Below are 25,692 nucleotides of genomic sequence, written 5' to 3'. Positions count from 1 at the left end.
GTCAGGACTCCTCATCGGTGTGCCCCGGACGCACCCCGGGAGTGATGACCTCGACCACCCGCTCGCCCTCAGCGCTCGCCCGGGCCGCGTCGATCACGGCCAGGGTGTGGATGGCGTCACGAGGGTCGACCGGCATCGCCGCCTGACGGTCCGGCGCCGACAGCGCTGACCCCACGGCCCGGTAGAAGTCGACCTGGTTGGCGGGTGTGGTCGGCACCGGCTCTCGCTCCATCGCGCGAAAGAGCCAACCGCAGTGGTCCGCGTCGGCGTCGGCCGTGTCCGGGAAGACGTTGGGCTCGCCCTCGAAGTCGTTCTGGACGTATGCCGCATCACGACCGAGCAGTCGGACGCGTGGACCGGCAGCGCCCGCGATCGACGTGGCGCCGAGGTGGCTCACCACGCCGGATGCGTGACGGCACACGAGGAAGGCGTCGTCCTCGGCAGGAGTCGTGTGCGACTCGACCGTGGCGAAGACGGTGAGGACCGGGCCGAAGAGCTGCACGGCGGAGTCGATGAGATGTGCGTGCAGGTCGAGCAGGATGCCGCCGCCCTCGGCCGCAGAAGCGTTCTCGCGCCAGCGGTCCTTGGGCACCGGGCGCCACCGTTCCCAGCGGAGCTCGCACCGGAAGGGCTCTCCCGCAAGCCGATCCGCGACGACCGTGGCGAGCGTGGTGTGCGACGGGTCGTATCGACGGTTGTGGAACACGGTCAGTGGCACACCGGCCTGCTCGGCCGCGTCGACCACGGTCAGGCAGTCGTCCGCGGTGACGGCAAGGGGCTTGTCGACCACGCAGGCGATGCCCGCCTCGATGACCTTGAGGGCGTGCTCGAGGTGGCTCCCGCTCGGCGTCGCCAGCACGATGACGTCGAGCCCCTCGACCGCCAGGAGCGCGTCGAGGTCGTCCACGACGAGCGCGTCGGGGAAGTCGGCGTCGACCTCGGCTCGACGGTCGGGGTTAGACGTCGCCACGGCGGCGAGCTCGAGCCCGGCTTCCCGGATGAGGGGCGCGTGGATCCCACGCCCCGCCGATGCGTACCCAGCCAGTCCGACTCTCACCATGCGCAGAACCCTAGTGCGCGGCAGCGTCACCGACCGGAGGCCGCTCCGTCGCGCCCGAGCGGTCACCGGCCAGCCGCGCCGGCCACCACACCCTGGCCCCGATGTCGTGGGCCAACGCAGGAACGAGCAGGCTGCGGACGACGAAGGTGTCGAGGATGACGCCGAAGGCGACGATGAACGCCACCTGCACGAGGAAGACCAGGGGCAGCACGACCAGCGCCGAGAAGGTCGCCGCGAGGACGATCCCGGCGCTCGTGATGACGCCCCCCGTCACCGCCAGGCCGACGAGGATCCCCGGTCTGGTGCCGCGGCGCACGGACTCCTCGCGCACCCGGGTCATGAGGAAGATCGAGTAGTCGATGCCGAGCGCGACGAGGAAGACGAAGCCGTAGAGCGGGATCGCCGGGTCACTGCCACCGAACCCGAGGAGGTGGTCGAAGACGAGGGCCGAGACGCCTATCGTCGCCGCGAACGACACGACGTTGGCCAGGACCAGCAACAGCGGCGCGACGAGCGAGCGCAGCAGCAGGCAGAGGACGAGGAAGATGACGACGAGGATCGCGGGGACGATGACGCGCAGGTCGCGGCCACTCGCCTCGAGGACGTCGAGGTTGATCGCGGCCTGACCACCGACGAGGGCGTCGGGGCTGACCGAGTCGAGCGAGGTGCGCAACCGCCGCACGGTCTCCTCGGCCTCGGCGCTGTCGGCCGCCCCTCTCGCGGTGCCCTGCACGAGCTGCCGGCCGTCGACCGGCTCGGCGTCGGGGGCGGGCTGACCGGGGACCGGGGGTGTCAGCCCGATGTAGGCGGACTCGATGCCGGGGTCGGCGTCGAGGGCTGATCTCACCGCGGCGGCCCGGTCCTCGGGCACCACGACCTGCACGGGGCTGCCCGCGCCCGCCGCGAAGTGCCGCTCGATCGCCTCCTGCGCGTCGACCGAGTCGGTGGCGACGAGGAAGGTGTCCTTGATGGTGACGCCCTCGGCCTTGAACGTCGGCGCGAACGCGGCTGCCGCAAGCAGTGCGGCGAGGGTGAGCACCCACGTCCGTCGCGGGTGTCGGCCGACGAGACCCGAGACCCGTCCCCAGAGCGAACGGGTGCCGACGGCGTCCTCGGCGTGACGGTGGTCGACTCGAGGAGCGAACGGCCAGAACGCCTTGCGCCCGAAGAGGAGCAGCACGGCAGGCAGGAAGGTCAGGGATGCCAGGAGCGCCCCGGCCACACCGAACGCGCCCACCGGGCCGAGGCCCGCGGTGTTGCGTAGCGACGCCAGCATGAGGCACAGCAGGCCGAGGATGACGGTGGCGCCGGACGCCACGATGGGCTCGACCGAACCGCGCCATGCCCTCCGTAGCGCCACCCACGTGCTCTCGTGCTCGTGCAGCTCCTCGCGGAAGCGGCTGACGAGCAGCAGCGCATAGTCCGTGGCAGCGCCGATGACGAGGATGAACATGATCCCCTGCGACTGGCCCGACAGCTCGATCGTGCCGTTCTCGGCGAGCGGCCGGACGACGAGCACGGCCAGGCTCAGCCCGAAGACGGCGCTGAGCAGCACGGCGATGGGCAGGATCGGGCTGCGATAGACGACGAGCAGGATGACGAGCACGACGGCCAGGGCCACGAGGAGCAGCACACCGTCGATGCCCGCGAAGGCAGCGGAGAAGTCGGCCACGAGCCCGCCGGGTCCACCAACGTTCGCCGTCAGCCCCGTGCCGCCCAGAGCGACGCGCGCCTTGACGCGGACCTCCTCGGCGGCCGCGACGATCGGCGCCTCGCCACCCACGACGTCGGACACCGCCGCCTCCCTGAGCGGGATGGCGACGAGGGCCGCACGTCGGTCCTCGCTCGGCACGGGGACGATCCGAGCCCCCGGGACGACGTAGTCGCCGAGGGTCCTGTCCATGCCGGGGAGCGGCAACGACGGCAGCTCCTGTCCGAGCTCGAGGAGCGCCAAGCCGTCACGCTCGTCGAGCTGCCCTCCATCGCGCTTCTCGACGATGAGGAAGAGCGGGATCTCCGGCTCGTCGGTGAAACGGTTCACGGCCTCCAGCACTGCGGTGGACTCGGCCTCGGTCGGGAGGAAGGACGCGTTGTCGTTCTTCTGGACCTCCGAAAGACGGCCGGTGGCAGGGCCGCCGACCGCACCGACGGCGAGCCAGCAGAGCAGGACGACGAGAGCCCCGAGCAGCACCCGTCGAGGTCGGCGCGATCCGGTCTCAACCCTGCGGTGCCTCACACGCCTCACCCTAGGTCGCCCGAGCGCTCCGGGGAGGCGAGACGCAAGGTTCGCGGACGGCATACGGTGTCGTCATGCGTTTCGTTCATCTGGGCTTCGCGCCCGACCTGGTCGACTACCTCGATGGCTGGGAGCGACAGCGTGAGGTGCACGCCGCGGTCGCGGAGGGGCGCGAGCCCGACACGACGCTGCTGCTCGAGCACGCAGCGGTCTACACCGCGGGCAAGCGCACCCAGCCTGAGCAGCGGCCCTTCGACGGGACACCGGTCGTCGACGTCGACCGTGGCGGCCTCATCACGTGGCACGGGCCCGGGCAGCTCGTGGGCTACCCGATCGTCGCGCTCCCGGAGGTGCCCATCGACGTCGTCGCCCACGTGCGCCGGCTCGAGGAGGCAATGATGCGGATGACCCGCGACTTCGGGGTCGAGACGGTGCGCGTCGAGGGCCGCAGCGGCGTCTGGGTCCTCGCCGACGAACGCGGCCCGGACCGCAAGCTCGGCGCCATCGGCGTCCGGGTCAGCAGGCGCACGACGATGCACGGGTTCGCCCTCAACTGCGACGCGGACCTGTCGTGGGCCGACAACATCGTCGCCTGCGGCATCGACGACGCCGGAGTCTCGTCGATCAGCCGTGAGGCCGGCCGGACCGTGACCGTCCAGGACGTGCTTCCCTACGCCGAGAAGCACCTCACCGACGTCCTTGGCTGAGGTCGATCAGGACGGCGTATGCCGTGTGCTCGTCACCCGCTCGGCTGGCACATCAGCGGGGTGGGCAGTTTGGTGATCCGCCCGCACGAAGTCGTGTATCCGGCCAGGTTGCCGCCGAAGGTGTCCTAGCTCGTGTCCACCTTCGCCGTTAGCGTGCCATCGGCTGACAGGAGCCACGACGTCACGATCGGGTCGCCCTCCGTCGTTGGTCCAGTGACCACCAGGCGCGCGCTGCGACCTTCACCCAGGGCCTTGTCGAGGCAAGCCAGCCCTGTGGCCCCAGCTCCTTCCAACGTCTCCCCCTGAGCCAGCACGACCTCGCGACATCCGATCTCGGCTTCAGCGGACGGCTGCGGCGGCCGGCTGTCTCGCGTTGCGAGGGGCTCCGGCAGCGGCGACCCGCACGATACGAGGAGCCCGAGCGCTGCCACCGGCACCAGTCCTTTCACGAACCTCTGACGCCGCTGCGGGCCACCTGGTTCCGGGACGACACGAGGCTGCTGGGCACAGCGCGCTGCCAGAGACCTGTGACGCCGATGACGATCGCCCACAGTCCGAGCAGGCCGCCCAACGGGAAGAGCGCGTCGAACCGGTCGGTGTAGGCGATGGTCGCCGAGGCCAGCGCGAAGGCGACGCCGCCGACCAGCCCCAGAGCCGCCGTGACGACGTTTCCGATGGTCCGGGTCAGCCCGCCGACGACCGCGAGAGCGGCGAAGGCCAGCCCCCACGTCGTGTCGATGACCGTCTCGTTGACGGCCATCACCTGCGAGAAGGCGTTGGCCTGACCGTCAGCCAGGTGCGGTGCATTGAGGCCTTCGAGAAGGTGCACGACCATCCCGACGACGGCGATGACGGCGATGACGGCCACCGTTCGGGCGACCCACCGGAACCGCTCGGGCACCCGCCCGCGAAGCGCGAAGGCGCCCCAGGCGAAGCCCGCCATGCCGAGCAGGAGCAGGAAGTGGGACGGATACCACGAGGGCTGGACGAGCATCTCGTGAAGCTGCTCGACCTTGGAGCCCTCGCCGCTGTCGCCGGGATGGGTGACGCCGCCAGCGACGAAGAGGGCGCCGCCAAGGGCGAGCGCGATGAGTGGGGCACGGGGCGTGAAGGTTGTCATGGCTCGAATCTGAAGGGTTGGCGCCGAGCGCACGACGGGGCAGACCCTGGATTTCACGGTCCAGGGATAACCCTGTACTCCATCGACGTCCGCCATGTCTGCACGCGTGCGAGCCTTGGGCCGTGGTCGAGCCCCGACAGAGTCCCCTCGAGACCGCGGTGGTCCTCCTCGCGGTCAGCGGGCTCTCCGTCCTGGTCGCGCTCGGGGCAGCACGCGGCTTCTGGGCCTCGAACCTGCACAACGGTGTCTTCGCGGTGTCGTTCGGCCTGGTGGGCGCCCTGTTGTTGTCGCGCCGACCGGGTCATCGGGTCGCGGGGCAGTTCGTCCTGAACGGGTTGCTGAGCGCCGTGATCTTCTGGGGGCGCCAGGTCGGCCTGAGCTCGACGGGTGATGACGCCGCGTGGTGGGGCTGGGTCGGCGTGTGGCCGACGGCGCTGGCGATCGCGCAGACGACCTGGCTGGTGCTGTGGTTCCCGGAAGGTCACTTCGTCTCGACCCGGTGGCGCCGCGTGGGGATCACCGTGCTCGTGTGGTCCGGGTTGCTCGCACTCACCTCCGCCCTGTGGCCGGTCGAGTACGCCTCGACAGGCGTGACGACACCGTTCCCCTTCACGCTCCCCGGGGGCGACGTCGCCGAGGCGGTGTGGGGAGCCGTCGCCCACCCCACCTATGCCGTCCTCCAGCTCCTGTGGCTGGTCGCTCTCGTCGCTCGGTGGCGCTCCTCCGACTCCGTGGTGCGACGCCAGCTCGTCATCCTCCTCGTCGCCGTCGCCGTCATCCTCGTCGTCCTCTTCGGGGGCCTCCTCGCCGCCCGGACCGTCACCCCCGGGCTGCTGTCGGTCGCCGTCCTCCCCGTCATCGCGGGCATTCTGCTGAACCGGCTGAGCCTGGCCCACGTCGTCGAGGTCGAGCGCGCGGCCGGTCGACTCGAGGACGCTCACCGCGCGAGAACGACGTGCTCGACCTCATGGCCCGTGGCCTGTCCAACGCCGCGATCGCCGAGCGACTCCACCTGAGCGTCAAGACCGTCGAACCGGCGATCAGCGCCATCTTCCGCAAGCTCGGTTTCGACGAGGATCCGGCCAGCAATCGCCGCGTCCTCGCCGTCGCCGAGTACTGGTCGCGCGAGCGTTCCTGACGGCCGCGTATGCCGTCCGCGTCGACTCGGCCGACGGCGTGCGGGTGTGTTCGGTCTCCCCCGAGGGCGGGCGTACGCTGGTTGGTGTGACTGTCGCACCCGAAGGACGTCGTCTCCTGCGCGTCGAGGCCCGCAACGCCGAGACCCCCATCGAGCGCAAGCCCGAGTGGATCCGCACCACCGCCAAGATGGGGCCGGAGTACACCCAGCTCCACTCGATGGTGAAGAAGGAAGGCCTGCACACGGTCTGCCAGGAAGCCAGCTGTCCCAACATCTTCGAGTGCTGGGAGGACAAGGAGGCGACCTTCCTCATCGGCGGTGACGTCTGCACCCGACGCTGCGACTTCTGCGACATCGCCACCGGTCGGCCGACCTCGCTCGACCTCGACGAGCCGCGACGCGTCGCGGAGTCGGTCCAGTCGATGGGTCTGCGCTACTCCACCGTCACCGGCGTCGCCCGTGACGACCAGCCCGACGGCGCCGCCGGCCTCTACGCCGAGACGATCCGCCAGATCCACGCCCTCAACCCCAACACCGGCGTCGAGATCCTGCCGCCCGACTTCGGCGCCAAGCCCGAGCTCGTCGGCCAGGTCTTCGACGCCCGCCCCGAGGTCTTTGCCCACAACCTCGAGACGGTGCCGCGCATCTTCCGGCAGATCCGCCCTGCCTTCACCTATGAGAAGTCGCTCAAGGTGCTGTCGATGGCCCGCGAGGCCGAGCTCGTCACCAAGTCCAACCTCATCCTCGGCATGGGCGAGGAGGACCACGAGGTGGAGCAGGCGATCGCGGACCTGCACGACGCCGGCTGCGACATCCTCACCATCACCCAGTACCTCCGACCCTCCAAGCTGCACCACCCGATCGACCGGTGGGTCAAGCCCGAGGAGTTCGTGCACTGGAGCACGGTGGCCGAGGACATGGGCTTCAAGGGCGTCATGGCCGGACCGCTGGTGCGTTCGTCCTACCGCGCGGGCCGCCTCTGGGTGACGGCGATGAAGAAATGGGGCCGCCCGATCCCCGAGCACCTGTCCCACCTCGAGCAGGCCGCGAGCGACCCCGCCCGCCAGGAAGCCGCGTCGTTGGTGGCGCGCTCCGTGCGCGCCGTATCCTGAGCTGAGCACCAGGGCGTCCGACGACGCCATCCACCGACGCAGGAGCACGCACCTCGTGGCCAAAGAGACCACCGAAGCCAAGAAGCCCGGCCGGTTCGCCGAGATCCGCCAGGCCTACAGCGCCATCAAGACGCTCGACGCCAAGATCGGGTGGGCCATGTTGGCGGCGGCCCTCGTCACCTTCGCGGTGATCGTCGGCCTCGGCTTCCTCCTCGGCGGGCTGTGGCGCTGGTACCTCATCATCATCGCCATCCCCTCTGCCCTCCTCGCAGCTGTCTTCGTCATGAACCGTCGCGGCAACAAGGCGATGTACGGCGCCCTCGAGGGCAGGGCCGGCGCCGCCGGTGCTGCTCTCCAGGGCGTGGGCAAGCGCGGCTGGTACGCCTCGACCGAGCCGGTGGCCGTCGACGTCAACCGGGCCGCCAAGCCCAGCGACCTCGCGGGGTCGGCGATGGTCTTCCGTGCCCTCGGGCGCCCCGGAGTCGTCCTCATCGGTGAGGGCCCCAAGCAGCGCGCCCTCAAGCTCCTCAAGGCCGAGGAGAAGAAGGTCAGCCGCGTCGCTCCCGGCGTCCCGATCCACCTCTGGGTCATCGGCGACGGCGACGACGAGGTCAAGGTCAGCAAGATCAGCTCCAAGCTCACCCGCATGCGTCCGGTGCTCACCAAGGACGAGGCGTCGGTCGTCAACAAGCGCCTCAAGTCCCTCGGCGGCCTGCGCACCGGCGTGCCGGCAGGCATGGACCCGACCCGCGCCCGTGTCGACCGCAAGGCCATGAAGGGCAAGTAGCCCGGCCCTTCACCGAGCGCGACGGATGACGTCGAGCCGGTCCGACGCACGTCTCAACAACGTCATGGGCCGACCTTGGAATACGCCTGACCGCCCCACCTCTCGGATTGTCGTGACCCTTCGTGGGTGGTGAGGTCTAGCGTGCGACGTATGCCGTCCCCCACCACCATTGCCGCGTTCGCCGGTGCGTCGCTCCTGCTCATCCTCCTTCCGGGGCCCGCCATGCTCTTCCTCGTGGCACGCGGGGTCTCCGGAGGCCGCCGCGCGGGTGTCATGTCGGCACTCGGGGTCGACTCCGCGACCGCGACGTTCGTCGTCGCCACCGCGCTCGGACTCACTGCGGTCCTGGCCACTTCGGCCCTGGCACTGTCCGTCGTGAGGTATGTCGGCGCGGCATACCTCGTCTGGCTCGGGATCGGAGTGCTGCGCTCGCGCGGCGAGGCGACCACGATCGAAGCTCCTGTCGTCACGGCTCCGCCGAGTGACTTCACGAACTGGCGACAGGGTTATGTCGTCGGCATCGCCAACCCCAAGGTGGCGCTGTTCTTCCTCGCGTTCTTCCCGCAGTTCCTCGACCCGGCTCGGGGATCGATGACCGGGCAGATCCTCGTCCTGGGCGCGGTCTTCGTCGCGATCGGTGTCGTCTTCGATGCCGCCTACGCAGCGCTCGCCGGGACGATCTCGTCCCGGCTGAGCCGTCGTCGGCCTGGCCGGGGCGCGGCCAAGGGTCGGATCGCGATCGGTCTGACCTACATCGGGCTCGGCGGCTTCACCGCGGCCACCGGTTCGCGCACCCTCTGAGACCTGGCCCTCAGCGGCGGACGATGACGGTGCCAGCCGCCGCGTCGTGGAAGCCACGGCCGTTGCGGTCCGTGAGGACCGCAGGGACGAAGAGGCACAGCAGCAGCGTCCTGATGACGACCTGGAGCGAGAACGAGCCCGGACGCACCTGGAGCACTTGGAGGCGCACGATCGCCTGTCCGGGAGTCGCGGCGAACGCGGTGATGCACAGGACGTTGAGCACCGCGAGCACCCCCAGCGGCACGAACGCCTGCGCTCCCCCGGACCCCAGCTCGGCACCGAAGGCGAGGACCGAGACGAGCTGGACGAGGATCCAGTCGACGAGCAGACCCACGGCGCGCCGCCAGAGCGGGGCCATCGACCCGGGACCGGAAGCCGGCATGCCCAGGTGCTGACCGGCATACTCCGACGGCTGTTCCGTGCTCACCCGAAGGACTGTATGCGCTCCCACCACGGACGCCCGCGACGGGTCTGCGCGGCCTCTGGCAGGGTGTAACACCGGTGAAACATCCGGGTCATGACCGAGAAACCGCTCCCACCTAGGGTTTCGACCATGCCCGGGCGCCGCCCGACCTTCCCCTTTGCCTAGGAGGCCCCACTTGTTCAGCTCTGCTGACGAGGTCCTGTCGTTCATCAAGGACGAGGACGTCAAGTTCGTCGACATCCGTTTCTGTGACCTGCCCGGCGTGATGCAGCACTTCAACGTGCCGGCCCAGTCGGTCGACGAGGACTTCTTCACGAACGGCCAGGCGTTCGACGGATCCTCGATCCGCGGGTTCCAGGCCATCCACGAGTCCGACATGAAGCTCATCCCCGACGTGAGCTCGGCCTACCTCGACCCGTTCCGTGAGCACAAGACGCTCATCATGAACTTCTCCATCGTTGACCCGTTCACGGACGAGCCCTACAGCCGCGACCCGCGCAACATCGCCGCCAAGGCCGAGGCGTACCTCAAGTCGACCGGCATCGCCGACACCGCCTACTTCGGTGCCGAGGCTGAGTTCTACGTCTTCGACGACGTGCGCTTCGAGACCAAGGCGAACGCCTCGTACTACTACCTCGACTCGATCGAGGCCGCGTGGAACACCGGTCGCGTCGAGGAGGGCGGCAACCAGGGCTACAAGACCCGCTACAAGGGTGGCTACTTCCCGGTCCCCCCGGTCGACCACTTCGCCGACATGCGCGACAACATCTGCCTCAACCTCGACAAGGTCGGGATCAACGTCGAGCGCAGCCACCACGAGGTGGGCACCGCCGGTCAGCAGGAGATCAACTACCGCTTCGACACGCTGCTCGCCTCCGGCGACGACATGATGAAGTTCAAGTACGTCGTCAAGAACACGGTCTGGCAGAGCGGCAAGACGGCGACGTTCATGCCGAAGCCCCTCTTCGGTGACAACGGATCGGGCATGCACACCCACCAGTCGCTCTGGAAGGACGGCGAGCCGCTCTTCTACGACGAGCGCGGCTACGGCGGCCTCTCGGACCTCGCACGCTGGTACATCGGTGGCCTGCTCAAGCACGCCCCCGCCGTGCTCGCGTTCACGAACCCGACGGTGAACTCCTATCACCGCCTCGTGCCGGGCTACGAGGCTCCGGTCAACCTCGTCTACTCGGCGCGCAACCGCTCCGCCTGCGTGCGCATCCCGATCGCCGGCGACTCGCCCAAGGCCAAGCGCATCGAGTTCCGCATCCCGGACCCGTCGTCGAACCCGTACCTCGCGTTCGCCGCGCAGCTCATGGCCGGTCTCGACGGCATCAAGAACCGCATCGAGCCCCCGGAGCCGGTGGACAAGGACCTCTACGAGCTCCGCCCGAGGAGCACGAGGCCATCGAGCAGGTCCCCGGTTCGCTGCCGGCCGTGCTCGAGGCGCTCGCCGCCGACCACGAGTTCCTGCTCGAGGGTGACGTCTTCACCCAGGACCTGATCGACACGTGGATCGAGTGGAAGACCAAGAACGAGGTCGACCCGATCCGCTTCCGCCCGCACCCGCACGAGTTCGAGATGTACTTCGACATCTGATCGGAGCTTGTGGAGTCAGTTGTCGAACGAAGACACAGTGACATCTGATCTCACTCGTCGAGGGTAGAGAGATCCCCGTCCGGCCACTGGCCGGGCGGGGATCCCTCTCGTCTCGCGCGGACCATCGACCACAATGGCGGCATGGCGACGACGCAGCGCGACACTCTCATCGACGAGCTCCGCGAGGCGGGGGCACACGTCGTCTCACGCGGACTGGTCCAGGCCAGCGGTGGCAACCTCTCGACGAGACTGCCCGGAACGGACCAGTTCATCGTCACGGGCTCCGGCACCTGGCTGGACCGCCTGGTGCCCGACGACTTCGCCGTGATGACCCTGGCCGGAGAGTGGGTCGACGGCGCGGAGCGGGCTTCGGTGGAGTGGAAGCTGCACCAGCGAACGTATGCCGCACGCCCTGACATCAACGCGATCGTGCACCTGCACCCTCAGCACGTCCTGCTGGTCGACATGCTCGGCGCACCCATCCGCTTCACGACGTTGGACCACCAGTACTACCTCGGCAGCGCGGGTCGGGTGCCGTTCCTGCCCTCAGGGTCGGACGCCATAGCCGACGCCGCTGCGGAAGCCGCTCTGGAACACGATGCAGTCGTGCTCGCCCACCACGGGTGTTCCACCTTGGGCGAGTCGGTCGCCATGGCCCTGCGTCGAGCCCTCAACCTCGAGGAAGCGGCCACCATGACGTATCGCCTGCTCCTGGCAGGGGACACCAAGACCACCTTCCCCCCAGAGTGGAAGGACAACATCCTCACTGCTTGAGCCACGACGTGGCCCGAGGCACTTGCTGCCCTTCAGCGGCGCCAGAGGGGAAGCTCAGCGCTTCAGGGCGACGGTCGCTCGCGCCAACGTCGCGAGGTCACTCCCTGATCGGGGCTCGGCCACCCCTCGCTCCGTGCTCACCGCATCGACGAGGCGGGCCGGGGTGACGTCGAAGGCGGGGTTGAAGCCCTGCGTCCCCTCTGGGACCGCGCGGATCCCTGCCCAGTGGGTCACCTCGTCGCCGTCCCTCTCCTCGATCTCGATCCTCGAGCCGTCGCTCATCGAGAGGTCGACGGTCGACCACGGCGCCGCCACCATGAAGGGGATGCCGGCGTCATGGCACGCGAGGGCCACACCCAGCGTGCCGATCTTGTTGGCGGTGTCGCCGTTCGCCGCGATCCGGTCGGCGCCGACGACCGCGAGGTCTACCAGCCCTCGCATGATGGTCGAGGCGGCTGCGGAGTCGGTCTGCACGACGTGCGGGATGCCCTCCTTCGCCAGCTCGTATGCCGTCAGCCTCGCCCCCTGGAGCAGCGGCCTGGTCTCGTCGGCGTAGACGAGCTCGACCCGGTCGCGTGCATGCAGCTCACGGACCACCCCGAGTGCGGTGCCCCAGCCCGAGGTCGCGAGGATGCCGGCATTGCAGTGGGTCAGCACCCTGAGCCGCGGACGGTCGATCCGCTCGAGCAGCCAGTCCGCGGCGAGCCTGGAGAGCTGTCGGTTGGCGGCCTCGTCATCCTGCGCCAACCTCAGTGCCGCCTCCAGGACGGCCTCACGCCCGTCAGCCACCAGGGGCCGCACTTCGTCGACACCCCAGGCCAGGTTGACCGCCGTCGGGCGCGCGTGCCGCACCCTGTCAACGGCCGCCTGCAGCTCCTGGCCGTCCCAGCCTTCTCGGGCCGCCTCGTCCATCGCCACAACGACGCCCAGCGCGCCGGCGACACCGAGCGCGGGGGCCCCGCGCACCGCCAGCTCGCGGATCGCGGTCACGAGGTCGTCTGTGCGCTCCACCGTGCGGAACTCGGTGCGCAGCGGGAGCAGGGTCTGGTCGAGCAGACGCACGGCACCTCGTCGGTCACGGCCGGCTGTGTGGTCCCACTCGATGGCGCGGATGGTCATGTCCCCACCCTAGGCACGTCGCACCCTCAGCCCTGCCCGAACAGGTCCTGCCCATCGATCGTCTCGGCGTTCTCGTCGATGGCCTCGACAGCTGCCGTCGGCTCGGCGTCGGCGGTGGGGCGGCGGTCGAGGTGAACGCCGGCGATCATGCACCGCACCGACCCACCGGCGAGCTCGATCGTCGGGATGTCGACGGCGACGATCTCGCAGGACTCCTCGATGGCGGCGATCTGCTCGGGGCGCAGGCTGCGGCGGGCGCGTGCCGACATGGCCATGACGTAGCGGCGCCGGCCTTCGGGGGTGCGCCCGCACAGCTCGACCGCGTTGCCGGCGAACTCGCGGATCTGCTCCTCGGTGAGCTCGACGATGGTGCGACCGGTCACGGACAGCCGCTCACGAACCTGCTCGCGGCGCTGCTCGTCGGGGATCATCTCGAGGGCGATCATGGCGACGTCGGTGCCGATGCAGGCGATGACGTTGGTGTGATAGACCGGCACGCCGCCGGAGTCCACCGCGTCGAACCCCATGGGCTCGTAGCCGAAGTCGGTGCAGAACCGTTCGAGCACAGCGATGTCCGCGCGGTGGCTGCGGGCCGTGTAGGCCACTCGCGACACGTGGTCAAGGACCATGGCGCCGGTGCCTTCGAGGAAGATCCCGTCGGGCTCGAGACCGGAGTAGTCGACGATGGCTTGGACGCGGTAGTCGGACTTGAGCAACTCGAGGACGTCCGCGCGGCGCTCGTGGCGACGGTTGGAGGCATACATCGGGTACACCGCGACATAGCCGCCGGCATGCGTGGACAACCAGTTGTTGGGGAAGACGCTGTCGGGGCGGGTGTGGTCCTCGTCCGCGAAGACATGGACCCTGACGCCGACCGCGCGCAGCGCCTCGGCCAGCGCGTCCATCTCGGCGAGAGCCGCCCCCGACACGGCATCAGGCGCCTCCCCCGTGGGGACATCGCGCTGGAAGGCGTTGTCGGCCGCTGTGGCGGGGTTGGGCATGAACCGTTCGGCACGGATCAGGATGACGGCGGAAGGGGCCTGAGCACTCACGGACGGAATCTAGACCATCGGAGCGTCATGCTCCGACTCCGGACTCGCGGCCGGCCCCTCCCGTCGGAGACCGTCAGAAGCCGCCGAAGTCGCCGCCACCACCGAAGTCGCCGCCACCACCGAAGTCACTGCCTCCACCGAAGTCACCGCCGCCGAAGTCGCTGCCTCCGGCGAAGTCAGCGCCGCCAGCGTCCGCGCCGCCAGCGTCTCCGCCACCAGCATCACCACCGGCATCTCCGCCACCGGCGCCGCCGGACTCACCGCCACCTGCGTCGCCGGACTCGCCGACCTCGGACGCCTCTGACGAGGAGCCATAGTCGTCGAAGAGCGTGTTGGCGATGGCCGACCCGATGACGACACCGGCAATGGTGCCCATCATCGAACCCATCACCATGCCGCCCATGCCCATCCCGCCCGCGCCACCACCGAACGACCTACCACCGAAGGTGCGCTCGAGTGTTCCCGGCTGGCGCATCTCGGCCCGGGTGGCGGCCCGGGCGAGGTCCTGGGGCTCGGCACTGCGAGGTGCCTCACCCTCCGGCGCCGACTGCGACAGCTCCGCGAGCAGCTGTTCCCGCTGCTCCGGGGTCAGCTGCGAGAACGCCTCGGCGTGCACCTGCTCCAGCTTCTCCGGGGGTGCAGTGCGCAGGAGGTAGCGGTAGCGGGCGACAGCGCGCTCGTCCTCACTCGCACCTGCGCCGTGACCACCCGAGCTGCCGCCCTGCGACATCTGGCCGAACTGTTGTGCGCTGCCCTGTCCCGGGCTCTGGCTCGGTGCGGACCACGATCCGCCGCCGGCCCCTGGGGTCTGCGCCTGCTGGCGGGGCTCACGGCCGAGCAGCTTGTCGAGAAATCCCACGGGTCCTCCTCAGTTCGGGCCGGGCCTGTGCCACGGCCTCGACCCAGCATGCCTCACCCGGGCCCTCAGCGGGTGAGCGCCAACGACCCCAGTGCGACGAGCCAGCTGACGAAGCTGCCGACCAGGAAGTACTCGGTGACCTCGTCGATGCCATCACCCTTGACGCTCGTCGTGTCGTCCTTGGCGGACTGCAGCTCGGGGAAGCGGATGAGCCCCTTGGCCGCGATGACGATGCTCGCTGCGGTGAGCTGGCCGGCGAGGCCGAGACCGAGGATGAAGGCGCGCTCCATCGGGCCGAGCAGACGGCCGCCCTTGAGCTTCTCGGAGGGCTGTGTCTCGTCAGCGTGGGCAGCGTTGGCCGATGGGCGCAGGGCCCCGACACTCACGAGGACGAGGCGCACGATGACGTTGCCCGTGGCGAGGTTGGCGACGAAGAATCCGAGCACGAGGAGCAGCCGCTCGACACTGAGCCGGCCCGAGAAGGGCAGGTCGGCCCAGCCCAGCCAGTCCAGCAGCAGGCCACCGGGCGAGGACGCCAGCCCGGACAGTGCGACGAGCGAGACCGCCGTGCCGCCGAGGAGGAGCAGCGCCCCGATGTGTCCACCTCCCCGCCGCAGGGACCTCTCGGACAGGGCTACCCACCCGGCCAGGGGCGCGAGCGCGACGACGAGGACCACGACGTCGGCGACGCCCGTGAGACCTGCGAGCGTCGCGACGGCGATGACCGTGATGGCTCCGACCGGCACCGCGAGCGGACGCACGACTCGATGGTCGATGGCGCGCAGCAGGTCGGTGACACCCACGCCGAGCAGCCACACCGCGAGCCAGGTCACGGCAGGTCCTTGAGCAGGTCGTGGCAGCGCACGATGACGGCGAGGCCATCGGCTCGCACGCGTTGCGAGACCGCCGAAGGCGTGATGCCCTCGGCTGCAGCGAGCTCGCGTTGCGTCATACCGTCCAGGAGTCCCTTCAGCAGTCGCCCTGACCGCTCGGACAACGAGCCAACCATGTGGTCCTGACAGTGCAACGCGGCCTCGACCGCCAGGGCGGTCCCTGAGTCGTCGTCCTCCCCCTCGGCCAGCCGGTATGCCGTGTGCACGTGTCCCAGGGCAGCGCGCCCGGCCGTTCGCTCCACCTCGACGATGGCCTCGCGGGCCGCCCACCACGCCGGTCCGTCCTTGATCCCGCGATCCTTGTCGAGCGTTGTCGTGGTTCCACGACCCAGCCCGTAGCGACTCTCGGCCTGCGGGCGCAGGGCGAGCCTGGTGCGCAGTGCAGCATCGAGCGCCGGACCGAGGTGGGGATAGATCCCCTGGAACTCGTCGCCGACGGTGATCTCGAGCGGCTCGACGTGCTCGACCCTCGCGTTGGTGTCGGAGAGCGCGGCTTCGAGGGCGCGGTGAAGACCCCGACGATCCTTGCTCTGCCGGGAGGAGACCACGTCCCCGATGAGCACGACAGGTGAAGGCTTAAGTCGAGACATATCCAGATCATACCTTAACTATGCAGACATTCAGTGATGGACTTCATTCCTCGCCAATGCAGCCATTGCCTGAACCTTGCGCCGTGGCGACAGAGGTCCATCATGGAGGTACGGACCCATCAGAGCCCGTGACGACGGGGCCCCGGTCCCGGGCCGGAGAGCTCCCCGCCGCCTGATCTCCACCTCGACGGAGGCATCATGAGCGGCACCACCTCACCCACCCCCACCGCACGCATCGTCGTAGGCATCGACGGCTCCGCCCACGGCTGGGCTGCGCTCGCCTGGGCCGCCGAGCAGGCGAACGCCCTGAGAGTCCCCCTGCACCTCATCCATGCCTTCGCACCCGACATTCCGATGCTCGGCTTCGGCACCACGGACCAGAGCTCGATCCTGGCCGAGGGCAGGCGCCTGCTCGCCACGGCCACCGCACGCGTCCACTCCCTCGACTCCCGGCTCGTCGTCACCACGTCCCTGCCGCCGGGCTTCGCCTCCCCTGCCCTGGTCGGCGCGTCGCGTGACGCCACCATGGTCGTCCTCGGCGCCGTCGGCCACGGACTGCTCAGCCGCGCAACCATCGGAGCGGTCGCCCAGCAGGTCGCCGCGCACGCGCGGTGTCCCGTCGTCATCGTCGGACACGAGGGTCACACCGAGGGGACCCACCGGCGCATCGTCGTCGGCGTCGACGGCTCAACCTCCTCGATGGCGGCTCTGCACAATGCTTTTGGTCATGCCGCAGCCCGTGGCGCCGAGCTCATCGTCGTGCACTCCTGGGAGGCCAAGGGACCCGCGGACCCGACCCTGCAGACAGACTCGAGCTGGCCGGCATACGAGAGCCACCTCGAGCAGGCAGTGGGCCGCGAGATCACCGCGAGCAGCACCCAGCATCCGGACGTGAAGGTCCGCCACCAGGTGGTCCGCAGCTCCCCCGTCGCGGCCCTCATCCAGGCGGCGGACGCAGCCGACCTCGTCGTGGTCGGCGCGCGAGGCACCGGCGGCTTCCCCGGGCTGCACCTCGGGTCAGTGTCGGGCCGGCTCCTCGGACGCACTGCCTGCCCGCTCGTCGTCGTGCACACGCGGGAGGCGTGAGGTCGCACCCAGCTGGTCGAGCACGAAGGCCCACTCCCAGGCGACCTGCTCCCAGGCGGCGTAGCGACCACTGCGTCCGCCGTGCCCGGCCGCCATCTCGGTGCGCAGCAGGATCGGTCGGGCGGCCGCATCGTTGGTGACCGTGGCCCGCAACCGCGCCACCCACTTCGCCGCCTCGGTGAAGTAGACGCGCGTGTCGTTGAGGCTCGTCGTCGCCAGAATGGCCGGATAGGCCCGCGCCGCAACGTTCTCGTAGGGCGTGTAGGCCTTCATCGCGGCATAGACCTCTGGGTCCTCGAGCGGGTTGCCCCACTCCTCCCACTCCCCCACGGTCAGCGGCAGGTCGGGCCGCAGGATCGTCGTCAACGCGTCGACGAAGGGCACGGCGCCGTGTGCGACGCGGAACCGGTCAGGGGCGAGGTTGACGACGGCCCCCACGAGCAACCCGCCGGCAGAGCCGCCCTCGAGACCGAGCCGGTCCGGAGCCACCCAGCCGAGCTCGACGAGCCGGTCGGCGCAGGCGAGAGTGTCGCTGAACGTGTTGGGCTTGGCGAGCAGCTTGCCCTGGTCATACCAGTGGCGCCCCATCTCGCCGCCGCCACGCACGTGGGCCGTCGCGTGGACGACGCCCCGGTCGAGCAGCGACAGCCGAGCCACGGAGAAGTAGGGGTCGCTCGAGTGCTCATATGCCCCGTATGCCGTGAGGAGACCGGGGTGGGTGCCGACCGGTGCGAGGTCGACCCGGTGCACGACGGAGATGGGGACGAGGGTGCCGTCGGTCGCGGTCGCCCACTCGCGGCGCTGCACGTAGTCGGAGAGGTCGACGTCACCGAGCACCGGCTGCTGCTTGAGGACCGTGCGCTCCCCCGTGGCGAGGTCGAGATCGAGGACGGTGCGCGGCGTGACGAACGACTCGAAGACCACCTGCAGCACCGACTGCCCCGGCTCCGGGTTGTCGCCCAGGCCAACCGAGTAGATCGGCTCGTCGAAGGGCACCGGAACCGGTGCGGCATACCCGGATTCGCTCGCGGCGTCTACCGGGAGCAACGACAGCGACGTCAGCCCCTCCCGTCGCAGCGACAGGACGGCGACCTCGTCGAAGGCGTCGATGCCGAGGAAGCGCTCGCCCTTGCCGGCCGCCAGGAGAGGCTGCCACTGCTCGTGGCTCGTGGTGTCGAGCGGCGCCCAGGCCAGGTCGGAGTCAGGGTTGTCCGTGTTGTGGACGATGAGCAGCCGGTCGGCCGCGGGCTCGACGTCGTACTCGACACCCTCGCGTCTGGGGGCCACGACGCGGAAGTCGGCCTCGGGGGTCGTCGCGTCGAGCAGCCGCACCTCCGAGGTCGTCTTGGAGCCGAGCGCGAGGATGAGCCAGCGGTCGTCACGACTGGAGCCGATGCCCATCCAGAAGCGCTCGTCCGGCTCGTCGTGGACGAGGACGTCACCGCTGGGGTCCGATCCGACGACGTGCCGCCACAGCTGGTGCGGGCGCCAGGCGTCATCGACCCGGGTGTAGAAGAGCGTGCCGCCGTCGTGCGAGAACTCGACGCCGTAGCCGATGCCGGTGAGCGACTCGTCGAGCGTCTCGCCGGTCGCGAGGTCGCGGACGACGAGGTCGAAGCGCTCGTCACCACTGGTGTCCGTGGCGAAGGCGAGGCGCGAGTGGTCGACGCTGACCGAGAGGGCGCCGACCGAGAAGAACTCCGAGCTCCCCGCCTCGACGTTGCCGTCCAGCAGGACCTGCTCACCGTCCGGGGTCTCGTCCGGGGCGACCACCGGACGCACCGCAGGGTCAGTGACCGCGACGCGTGCGTGGATGGCGTACTGCTGGCCCTCGACGGTGCGCGAGTAGTACCACCAGGGGCCGGAGCGCACCGGGACCGAGAGGTCGGTCTCGAGGACGCGTGACTTGATCTCACCAAAGATGTTGTCCCGCAACGGTTGCAGCCCTGCCGTGCGCGCATCGGCGTAGGCGTTCTCGGCGTCGAGGTAGGCACGGACCTCGGGGTCATCGCCGTCGCGCAACCATTCGTAGGGGTCGATGACGCGGTCGCCGTGGTGCTCGCGGACGTGCTCTCGCATGGCGGCGAGCGGCGGGTTCAAGTCAGCCACCGGTGAGACACCTCGGGCCGAAGAGCACCTTGAGATCGCCGAACAGTGACTCGCTCGCGTCGACACGGAAGTCAGGCAAGGTCATGATCTCAACAGCCCGATCTGGCTTAACCATCCGCAACTTCACGTCGGTTGTTCCGGGATGGTTCGTGAGGACGTCCTTGAACTGGAGCGCGACCCGATCGTTGATTCGTCGAGTGTCGAGGGTGACGACGACCGGGCCGCGGGGACCTTCGGTGATCTCGGGCAAAGTCAGCTCCTGGGCATAGATCGACACCGAGTCGTCGCGCCGGTTGACCTTGCCACGCACCACGGCGACGACGTCCTGCTGCAGCATCGTCGACACCGTGAGGTAGGAGCTGGGGAAGAAGAGGCACTCGATCGCGCCCTCGAGGTCCTCCACGGTCGCGATCGCCCAGAGGTCACCCTTCTTGGTCCGCTTGATCTGGAGGCCGGTGATGAGCCCGGCGACCGTGACCATCGACCCCTCGGGCTTGCCCTCCTCGGCGCTCAGGGTCGCGATGGCCGTGTCGGCGTGCTGCCGGAGGATGTGCTCGACCCCAAAGAGCGGGTGGTCGGAGACATAGAGACCGAGCATCTCGCGCTCGAAGGTCAGCAGCGTCGACTTGTCCCATTCGTGATCGTGAATTACGGGCAAAACGTTGGTCCCGCTCGTCTCATCAGTCTCAGATGCGCTCATTTGGAAGACGTCGAAAGTGGACCAGCCGATCTCCTCCCGACGCTTGTCTGCGGCTAACGCCTCGACGAAGCCCTCATGAGCATCGAAGAGGCCGCGGCGGGTATGTCCCAAGGAGTCAAAGGCCCCACCCTTGATCAGCGACTCGATGGTCCTCTTGTTGCAAACGACCGCGTCACACTTACGAAGGAAGTCCTCAAAGGACGTGAAAGCACCCTTGTCCTCTCTGGTCCGCACAATTGCCTCGACGACGTTGTGGCCGACGTTGCGGATGGCGGCCATGCCGAAGCGGATGTCGGTGCCCACGGCGGCGAACCGGGCGACGGAGTCGTTGACGTCCGGCGGAAGCACCTTGATGCCCATGCGACGGCACTCACCGAGATAGAGCGCGGACTTGTCCTTGTCGTCGCCGACGCTCGTCAGCAGTCCGGCCATGTACTCGGCCGGGTAGTTGGCCTTGAGATAGGCGGTCCAGTACGAGACGAGCCCGTATGCCGCCGTGTGGGCCTTGTTGAACGCGTAGTCCGAGAAGGGCACGAGAACGCCCCAGAGGGAGGCGATGGAGGCCTCGTTGAACCCCTTGGCCTTCATGCCCTCGGAGAAGGGGACGTACTCCTTGTCGAGGACCTCCTTCTTCTTCTTGCCCATGGCGCGGCGGAGCAGGTCGGCGTTGCCGAGGGTGTAGCCGGCGAGCTGCTGGGCGATCTCCATGACCTGCTCCTGGTAGATCACCAGGCCGTAGGTCGTGCCGAGGATCGGCAGCAGGGCGTCGATCATCTCCTGCTGCAGCTTGCCCTTGAGCTGGGGGTCGAGCGGGGTGAGCTCCTGCTTGCCGTTCTTGCGCAGGGCGAAGTTGGTGTGCGCGTTGACACCCATGGGACCCGGCCGATAGAGCGCCAGGGCGGCGGAGATGTCCTCGAAGTTGTCGGGCTGCATCAGCTTGAGCAGGGTGCGCATGCCGCCACCGTCGAGCTGGAAGACCCCGAGCGTGTCCCCTCGCGACAGGAGGCGATAGGTCGCCTTGTCAGTCATGTCCTTGGACAGGGCGTCGAGGTCGAGGTCCTCGCCCCGGTTGGCCTTCACGTTCTCGATGGCGTCGTCGAGGATCGTGAGGTTGCGCAGGCCCAGGAAGTCCATCTTGACCAGGCCGAGCGTCTCGCACGTCGGGTAGTCGAACTGGGTGAGGATCTGGCCGTCCTGCAGCCGCTTCATGATCGGGATGACGTCGATGAGCGGCTCGCTGCTCATGATGACGCCGGCCGCGTGCACGCCCCACTGACGCTTGAGCCCCTCGAGGCCCTTGGCGGTCTCGACGACCTCCTTGAAGTGCGGCTCGGTCTCGACGAGGGCACGGAACTCGTTGCCCTCGGCGTAGCGGGGGTGCTCCGGGTCATAGATCCCGGAGAGCGGCACTCCCTTGCCCATGACGTCGGCCGGCATCGCCTTGGTGAGCTGCTCCCCGACGATGAAGGGGTGCCCCATGACGCGGGCCGAGTCCTTGACCGCCTGCTTGGCCTTGATCGTGCCGTAGGTGACGATCTGGGCGACCCGCTCCGAGCCGTACTTCTCGGTGACGTAGCGGATGACCTCGCCGCGTCGGCGCTCGTCGAAGTCGATGTCGAAGTCGGGCATCGACATGCGCTCGGGGTTGAGGAACCGCTCGAAGATCAGGCCGTGCGGAATCGGGTCGAGGTCGGTGATGCGCATCGCGTAGGCGCACATCGACCCGGCACCGGAGCCACGACCCGGGCCGACGCGAATACCGTTCTCCTTGGCCCAGTTGATGAAGTCGGCGACGACGAGGAAGTAGGACGCGTAGCCCTTGGACGCGATGATGTCGACCTCGTAGTCGGCCTGCTTCTGGGCGTATGCCGGCACGTCACCGTCGAAGCGTGCGCTCAGTCCGCGCTGGACCTCCTTGACGAACCAGGACTCCTCGCTCTCACCCGGCGGGCACTCGAACCGCGGCATGTAGCGGCCTTCGCCCTCGGTGAAGGACACCTCGCACATGTCGGCGACGAGCAGGGTGTTGTCGCACGCCTCCGGGAACTCGCGCCAGGTGTGGCGCATCTCGGCCGCGGACTTGAGGTAGTAGCCGTCCCCGTCGAACTTGAAGCGGTTGGGGTCCATGAGCGTCGAACCCGACTGGACGCAGAGAAGGGCGCCGTGGGCCGTGGCGTCCTCGGGGTAGGTGTAGTGGCTGTCGTTGGTGGCCAGGAGCGGGAGGTCGAGCTCCTTGGCCAGCCGCAGCAGGTCCTTGATCGTGCGGCGCTCGATCTCGTTCTGGTGGTCCATGACCTCGCAGAAGTAGTTCTCGGCGCCGAAGATGTCGCGGTAGTCGCTGGCCGCCTGCTTGGCCAGGTCGTACTGACCCAGACGCAGCCGGGTCTGGATCTCGCTCGAGGGGCAGCCCGTCGTGGCGATGAGGCCCTGGCCGTACTCGTCGATGAGCTCGCGGTCCAGGCGAGGCCACTTGGCGTAGACCTGGTCGAGCGAGGCGAGACTGTCCATCTTGAAGAGGTTGCGCAGGCCGGTGTTGTTCTTGGCCAGCAGCGTCATGTGCGTGTAGGCACCCGAACCCGACACGTCGTCGCCCTGTCGGGTGCGCTCGTCGCCCCACTTGACCCGGGTCTTGTCCGTGCGGTGGGTGCCGGGGGTCACGTAGGCCTCGAGGCCGATGATCGGCTTGACGCCGGTCCCCTGGGCCTTGCGCCAGAACTCGTGGGCGCCGTAGAGGTAACCGTGGTCGGTCATGGCGAGAGCCGGCATACCCAGCTCGCCGGCCCGGGTGAACAGGTCGCCAATCCGGGCGGCCCCGTCGAGCATGGAGTACTCGGTGTGGACGTGCAGATGGACGAAGTTGTCCTTGCGGTCCGGGACTGGGGAGGAGGTGGTGGACGACATCGTGGACCATCCTAGGTCGCCCGGCCGACACCCCTGAGCGCCGCGCCAGCGTGTGACGGCTGTGGCCCCTGTGACTGCAGGGCGGTGTCGGCTCCCCCGCCTCAGAGGAGGTCGAGCGCGCTCTGCAGGTCGGCGGGGTACTGGCTCTCGAAGGTGACCCAGTCGCCGGACCCGGGGTGCTCGAAGCCGAGCCCCACGGCGTGCAGCCACTGGCGCTCGAGACCGAGCTTCTTGGCCAGCGTCGGGTCCGCGCCGTAGGTCAGGTCGCCGACGCAGGGGTGCCGCAGCGCCGAGAAGTGGACGCGGATCTGGTGGGTGCGGCCGGTCTCGAGCCGGATGTCGAGCAGGCTCGCGTGCCGGAAGGCCTCGATCAGCTCGTAGTGCGTCACCGCGTGCTTGCCCGACTCCATGACGGCGAACTTGTAGTCGTGACCCGGGTGGCGCGCGATCGGAGCGTCGATCGTGCCGACGAGCGGGTCGGGCAGGCCCTGCACGAGCGTGTGGTAGGTCTTCTCGACCCGACGCTCCTTGAACGCTCGCTTGAGGATCGAGTAGCCGCGCTCGCTCTTGCAGACGACCATGAGACCGGACGTGCCGACGTCGAGGCGTGAGACGACGCCCTGCCGCTCGCTCGCGCCGCTCGTCGAGATGCGGTAGCCGGCCGCGGCGAGGCCGCCGAGGACCGTCGGTCCGGTCCAGCCCACGCTGGGGTGCGCGGCGACGCCGACCGGCTTGTCGACGACGACGATGTCGTCGTCGTCGTGGACGATCCCCATGCCCGGCACGGGCTCGGCGATGACCTCGAGCGTGGGGCTGGCATCGGCGCCGGGCAGGGTCACCTCGAGCAGGTCGCCGCCGTGGACGCGGTGGGACTTGCCGACGCTCGTGCCGTTGACCGCCACGCCGCCGTCGGCGGCGAGATCGGCTGCCCGGGTGCGCGAAAGGCCGAAGAGACGGGAGATGGCCGCGTCGACACGCTCACCCTGCAGGCCCTCGGGGACGAGCATGGTGCGGCTGTCAGACATGGTCGCCATTCGTCGTCGAGGTGTCGGCGCCGGTCCGGCGGGCGCTCGGGGTGCTGTCGTCAGCGGAGCTGTCGCCGGCGCTGTCGGTGACCGGACCAGCCGGGTGCGCCTCGTGGCGAGCGGGCCTGACTCCGTCGAGCGGTATGCCGCGCAGCGCCAGGATGCCTCCGAGCGCAGCCGCCACGACGATCGCGATGTCCGCGACGTTGCCGATGAAGAGGCCGAAGTAGTCGATGAAGTCGACGACGTGGCCCCGCCCGAGGCCGGGCGCGCGGAAGATCCGGTCCACGAGGTTGCCGATGGCGCCGCCGAGGAGCATGCCGAGCGTGACGGCCCAGGCCGGGTGACCCACCTGGCGAGCGGCACGAGCGACCCACACGACGATCCCGAGGGCGAGGAGCGTCAACAACCACGTGACACCGTCCCCGAGCGAGAAGGCCGCGCCCGCGTTGCGGATGAGGTTGAGACGCACGAAGGACCCGAGCAGGTCCCGCGGCTCCCCCGGGGTCAGCGCAGCCAGTGCCCACACCTTCGAGCCTTGGTCCAGGGCCAGCGTGAGCAGCCCCAGTCCGATGAGGAGGGCAAACAGCCGCGACCGGCCCTGGACGTGATCCTGGACCGGTGCGGTGGTGGGCTGGGCGCTGGGCGTCAGCGGCGTTCCTGTTTCGTCTTGCATCGCATGCATAGGGTCGCACGAGGTGCAGCCTGGAGACGAAGTTTGCCGATCGGCTGGCCACACGACTCGCACACGCCGTAGGTCCCGTCGTCCAGCCGCTCGAGGGCGTGCTCGTTCTGGCGGAGCATCTCGCGGGCGTTGTCGGCCAGCGCGATCTCCTGCTCGCGGTCATAGGTCTTGGCGCCGGCGTCGGCCTGGTCGTCGCCCGCTCCGTCACCCGAGTCACGCAGCAGGTCCGACAGCTCGGCCTCTGCGACCGCGACCTCGGAGGTGAGCTGGGCGATGTCGGCCTCGATCGCGGTCCGGACCTGCTTGAGCTCCTTGGCCGTCCACGGTGACTCGTCCTCGCGCACGACCAGCGGCGCCTTCTTGCTCGCTCGCTGGGCGGACGCCTTCGTGGCGGCGGTCTTCCCCGCTGCCGGTGCCTTCTTCGTGGGTGCCTTCTTGGCCGGCGCCTGCTGGGCGGGCGCCGCCTTGGTCGGAGCCTTCTTCGCCGGTGCCTTCTTGGCCGGTGCCGCCTTGGCCGGCGCCTTCTGGGCTGACGCTGCCTTGGCGGGTGCCTTCTTTGCGGGCGCCTTCTTGGCAGGCGTGGCAGCCACCTTCGACGCGCCGGCCTTCTTCGCCGGCTTCGCACCGGCCGAGGACGTCAGCGCGCCCGTGGCCGTCGCCGACTTCGGTGAGGCGGTGGCCTTCGCCCCGACCTTCTTCGCCACCGCCTTCGCGGACGACGCCTTGCCGGATCCAGCTCTGGTGGCCCCCGAAGGAGCGCGCTTGGCAGCCATGCCTGTCCTCACTGCTCAACAAAGGCCGGGCCCAGGAGGGCTCGACCACGTGCCGAGAGGATAAGCCCTCATCATGCCCATCACAACGCTAAGGGCCGCACGACCTGCGAAGTTCGCCGGCGGCATACCGGCGGTGACGTGC

22 protein-coding genes and 1 pseudogene are annotated in these 25,692 nt (G+C 69.2%); 9 read left to right on the top strand and 14 right to left on the bottom strand.

Annotated elements, in window-relative coordinates; all coding sequences use genetic code 11:
* Position 1: 1 nt before the first annotated feature.
* Positions 2-1,060 (bottom strand): Gfo/Idh/MocA family protein, encoded by a 1,059-nt coding sequence (locus tag ACZZ98_RS16090; RefSeq protein ID WP_463517183.1) that lies wholly within the window; start codon positions 1,058-1,060, stop codon positions 2-4.
* 10 nt (positions 1,061-1,070) lie between these two features.
* The gene (locus ACZZ98_RS16085; protein ID WP_463517182.1) at positions 1,071-3,296 is read right to left on the bottom strand and encodes an MMPL family transporter; all 2,226 of its coding nucleotides are present in this window, start codon (positions 3,294-3,296) and stop codon (positions 1,071-1,073) included.
* Between the two features lie 74 nt (positions 3,297-3,370).
* On the opposite strand from ACZZ98_RS16085, the gene lipB reads away from it, so the two are divergent.
* Positions 3,371-4,003, top strand: coding sequence for a lipoyl(octanoyl) transferase LipB (lipB, locus tag ACZZ98_RS16080; RefSeq protein ID WP_463517181.1), 633 nt, complete (start codon positions 3,371-3,373; stop codon positions 4,001-4,003).
* Positions 4,004-4,448: 445 nt separating this feature from the next.
* On the opposite strand, the gene ACZZ98_RS16075 is transcribed toward lipB, so the two are convergent.
* Entirely contained in the window at positions 4,449-5,123 is a 675-nt protein-coding gene (locus ACZZ98_RS16075; protein WP_463517180.1) for a hypothetical protein, read from the bottom strand.
* 122 nt (positions 5,124-5,245) lie between these two features.
* Between ACZZ98_RS16075 and ACZZ98_RS16070 the strand changes: the two genes are divergently transcribed.
* The 5 genes from ACZZ98_RS16070 to ACZZ98_RS16050 all read left to right on the top strand — a co-directional run bounded on the left by ACZZ98_RS16070 (position 5,246) and on the right by ACZZ98_RS16050 (position 8,961).
* Positions 5,246-6,139: a hypothetical protein gene (locus ACZZ98_RS16070; protein WP_463517179.1), complete on the top strand. Its 894-nt coding sequence runs from the start codon at positions 5,246-5,248 to the stop codon at positions 6,137-6,139.
* Positions 6,091-6,261 carry a LuxR C-terminal-related transcriptional regulator gene (locus ACZZ98_RS16065; RefSeq protein ID WP_463517178.1) on the top strand — a complete coding sequence of 57 codons (171 nt, stop codon included), beginning with the start codon at positions 6,091-6,093 and terminating at the stop codon, positions 6,259-6,261. Before ACZZ98_RS16070 ends, ACZZ98_RS16065 begins: the two co-directional genes overlap by 49 nt.
* An 86-nt stretch (positions 6,262-6,347) precedes the next feature.
* Positions 6,348-7,373 (top strand): lipoyl synthase, encoded by a 1,026-nt coding sequence (lipA, locus tag ACZZ98_RS16060; protein ID WP_463517177.1) that lies wholly within the window; start codon positions 6,348-6,350, stop codon positions 7,371-7,373.
* 55 nt (positions 7,374-7,428) lie between these two features.
* Positions 7,429-8,160, top strand: a complete 732-nt coding sequence (locus ACZZ98_RS16055) for a DUF4191 family protein (protein WP_463517176.1) — start codon at positions 7,429-7,431, stop codon at positions 8,158-8,160.
* Between the two features lie 150 nt (positions 8,161-8,310).
* Positions 8,311-8,961 carry a LysE family translocator gene (locus ACZZ98_RS16050; RefSeq protein ID WP_463517175.1) on the top strand — a complete coding sequence of 217 codons (651 nt, stop codon included), beginning with the start codon at positions 8,311-8,313 and terminating at the stop codon, positions 8,959-8,961.
* A gap of 10 nt (positions 8,962-8,971) precedes the next feature.
* On the opposite strand, the gene ACZZ98_RS16045 is transcribed toward ACZZ98_RS16050, so the two are convergent.
* Entirely contained in the window at positions 8,972-9,388 is a 417-nt protein-coding gene (locus tag ACZZ98_RS16045; protein WP_463517174.1) for an RDD family protein, read from the bottom strand.
* 154 nt (positions 9,389-9,542) lie between these two features.
* On the opposite strand from ACZZ98_RS16045, the pseudogene glnA reads away from it, so the two are divergent.
* Positions 9,543-10,984, top strand: a pseudogene (gene glnA / locus ACZZ98_RS16040) (type I glutamate--ammonia ligase).
* A gap of 141 nt (positions 10,985-11,125) precedes the next feature.
* Positions 11,126-11,758, top strand: a complete 633-nt coding sequence (locus tag ACZZ98_RS16035; RefSeq protein WP_463517173.1) for a class II aldolase/adducin family protein — start codon at positions 11,126-11,128, stop codon at positions 11,756-11,758.
* Between the two features lie 54 nt (positions 11,759-11,812).
* Here the strand turns inward: ACZZ98_RS16035 and mtnA are convergent, their stop codons facing one another.
* From mtnA to ACZZ98_RS16010, 5 genes are all read right to left on the bottom strand, one after another.
* A complete protein-coding gene (gene mtnA / locus ACZZ98_RS16030; RefSeq protein ID WP_463517172.1) occupies positions 11,813-12,877 on the bottom strand; it encodes an S-methyl-5-thioribose-1-phosphate isomerase in 1,065 nt (354 codons plus the stop codon).
* A 26-nt stretch (positions 12,878-12,903) separates the two neighbouring features.
* Positions 12,904-13,929, bottom strand: a complete 1,026-nt coding sequence (gene ctlX, locus ACZZ98_RS16025) for a citrulline utilization hydrolase CtlX (protein ID WP_463517171.1) — start codon at positions 13,927-13,929, stop codon at positions 12,904-12,906.
* A 73-nt stretch (positions 13,930-14,002) separates the two neighbouring features.
* Complete coding sequence (locus tag ACZZ98_RS16020) at positions 14,003-14,788, bottom strand: hypothetical protein (RefSeq protein WP_463517170.1); 786 nt, start codon at positions 14,786-14,788, stop codon at positions 14,003-14,005.
* A 65-nt stretch (positions 14,789-14,853) separates the two neighbouring features.
* On the bottom strand, positions 14,854-15,621 hold the full coding sequence (locus tag ACZZ98_RS16015; protein ID WP_463517169.1) for a hypothetical protein: 768 nt from the start codon (positions 15,619-15,621) through the stop codon (positions 14,854-14,856).
* The gene (locus ACZZ98_RS16010; protein WP_463517168.1) at positions 15,618-16,271 is read right to left on the bottom strand and encodes a SatD family protein; all 654 of its coding nucleotides are present in this window, start codon (positions 16,269-16,271) and stop codon (positions 15,618-15,620) included. Before ACZZ98_RS16010 ends, ACZZ98_RS16015 begins: the two co-directional genes overlap by 4 nt.
* Before the next feature lie 198 nt (positions 16,272-16,469).
* Between ACZZ98_RS16010 and ACZZ98_RS16005 the strand changes: the two genes are divergently transcribed.
* Positions 16,470-17,357, top strand: coding sequence for a universal stress protein (locus ACZZ98_RS16005; RefSeq protein WP_463517167.1), 888 nt, complete (start codon positions 16,470-16,472; stop codon positions 17,355-17,357).
* On the opposite strand, the gene ACZZ98_RS16000 is transcribed toward ACZZ98_RS16005, so the two are convergent.
* From ACZZ98_RS16000 to ACZZ98_RS15980, 5 genes are all read right to left on the bottom strand, one after another.
* A complete protein-coding gene (locus ACZZ98_RS16000) occupies positions 17,289-19,466 on the bottom strand; it encodes a S9 family peptidase (protein ID WP_463517166.1) in 2,178 nt (725 codons plus the stop codon). The two genes, ACZZ98_RS16005 and ACZZ98_RS16000, sit on opposite strands and share 69 nt — an antisense overlap.
* Positions 19,459-23,067: a DNA polymerase III subunit alpha gene (gene dnaE / locus ACZZ98_RS15995; RefSeq protein WP_463517165.1), complete on the bottom strand. Its 3,609-nt coding sequence runs from the start codon at positions 23,065-23,067 to the stop codon at positions 19,459-19,461. Before dnaE ends, ACZZ98_RS16000 begins: the two co-directional genes overlap by 8 nt.
* A 101-nt stretch (positions 23,068-23,168) precedes the next feature.
* Complete coding sequence (locus ACZZ98_RS15990; protein ID WP_463517164.1) at positions 23,169-24,092, bottom strand: RluA family pseudouridine synthase; 924 nt, start codon at positions 24,090-24,092, stop codon at positions 23,169-23,171.
* On the bottom strand, positions 24,085-24,768 hold the full coding sequence (gene lspA / locus ACZZ98_RS15985) for a signal peptidase II (RefSeq protein WP_463517163.1): 684 nt from the start codon (positions 24,766-24,768) through the stop codon (positions 24,085-24,087). Before lspA ends, ACZZ98_RS15990 begins: the two co-directional genes overlap by 8 nt.
* Positions 24,741-25,550 (bottom strand): TraR/DksA family transcriptional regulator, encoded by an 810-nt coding sequence (locus ACZZ98_RS15980; protein WP_463517162.1) that lies wholly within the window; start codon positions 25,548-25,550, stop codon positions 24,741-24,743. The genes lspA and ACZZ98_RS15980 overlap by 28 nt, the downstream gene beginning before the upstream one ends.
* Positions 25,551-25,692: the final 142 nt, after the last annotated feature.

Source organism: Knoellia sp. AC549, assembly GCF_979258975.1.
This window is presented reverse-complemented; position numbering and strand designations above follow the sequence as displayed.

What these genes read in the sequence shown, in the direction of transcription:
- ACZZ98_RS16090 (WP_463517183.1), bottom strand. Translation starts at nt 1,060, where the DNA reads ATGGTGAGAGTCGGACTGGCTGGGTACGCATCGGCGGGGCGTGGGATC.
- lipB (WP_463517181.1), top strand. Translation starts at nt 3,371, where the DNA reads ATGCGTTTCGTTCATCTGGGCTTCGCGCCCGACCTGGTCGACTACCTC.
- ACZZ98_RS16075 (WP_463517180.1), bottom strand. Translation starts at nt 5,123, where the DNA reads ATGACAACCTTCACGCCCCGTGCCCCACTCATCGCGCTCGCCCTTGGC.
- ACZZ98_RS16065 (WP_463517178.1), top strand. Translation starts at nt 6,091, where the DNA reads ATGGCCCGTGGCCTGTCCAACGCCGCGATCGCCGAGCGACTCCACCTG.
- ACZZ98_RS16050 (WP_463517175.1), top strand. Translation starts at nt 8,311, where the DNA reads ATGCCGTCCCCCACCACCATTGCCGCGTTCGCCGGTGCGTCGCTCCTG.
- ACZZ98_RS16035 (WP_463517173.1), top strand. Translation starts at nt 11,126, where the DNA reads ATGGCGACGACGCAGCGCGACACTCTCATCGACGAGCTCCGCGAGGCG.
- mtnA (WP_463517172.1), bottom strand. Translation starts at nt 12,877, where the DNA reads ATGACCATCCGCGCCATCGAGTGGGACCACACAGCCGGCCGTGACCGA.
- ACZZ98_RS16010 (WP_463517168.1), bottom strand. Translation starts at nt 16,271, where the DNA reads ATGTCTCGACTTAAGCCTTCACCTGTCGTGCTCATCGGGGACGTGGTC.
- ACZZ98_RS16005 (WP_463517167.1), top strand. Translation starts at nt 16,470, where the DNA reads ATGAGCGGCACCACCTCACCCACCCCCACCGCACGCATCGTCGTAGGC.
- dnaE (WP_463517165.1), bottom strand. Translation starts at nt 23,067, where the DNA reads ATGTCGTCCACCACCTCCTCCCCAGTCCCGGACCGCAAGGACAACTTC.
- ACZZ98_RS15990 (WP_463517164.1), bottom strand. Translation starts at nt 24,092, where the DNA reads ATGTCTGACAGCCGCACCATGCTCGTCCCCGAGGGCCTGCAGGGTGAG.
- lspA (WP_463517163.1), bottom strand. Translation starts at nt 24,768, where the DNA reads ATGCAAGACGAAACAGGAACGCCGCTGACGCCCAGCGCCCAGCCCACC.
- ACZZ98_RS15980 (WP_463517162.1), bottom strand. Translation starts at nt 25,550, where the DNA reads ATGGCTGCCAAGCGCGCTCCTTCGGGGGCCACCAGAGCTGGATCCGGC.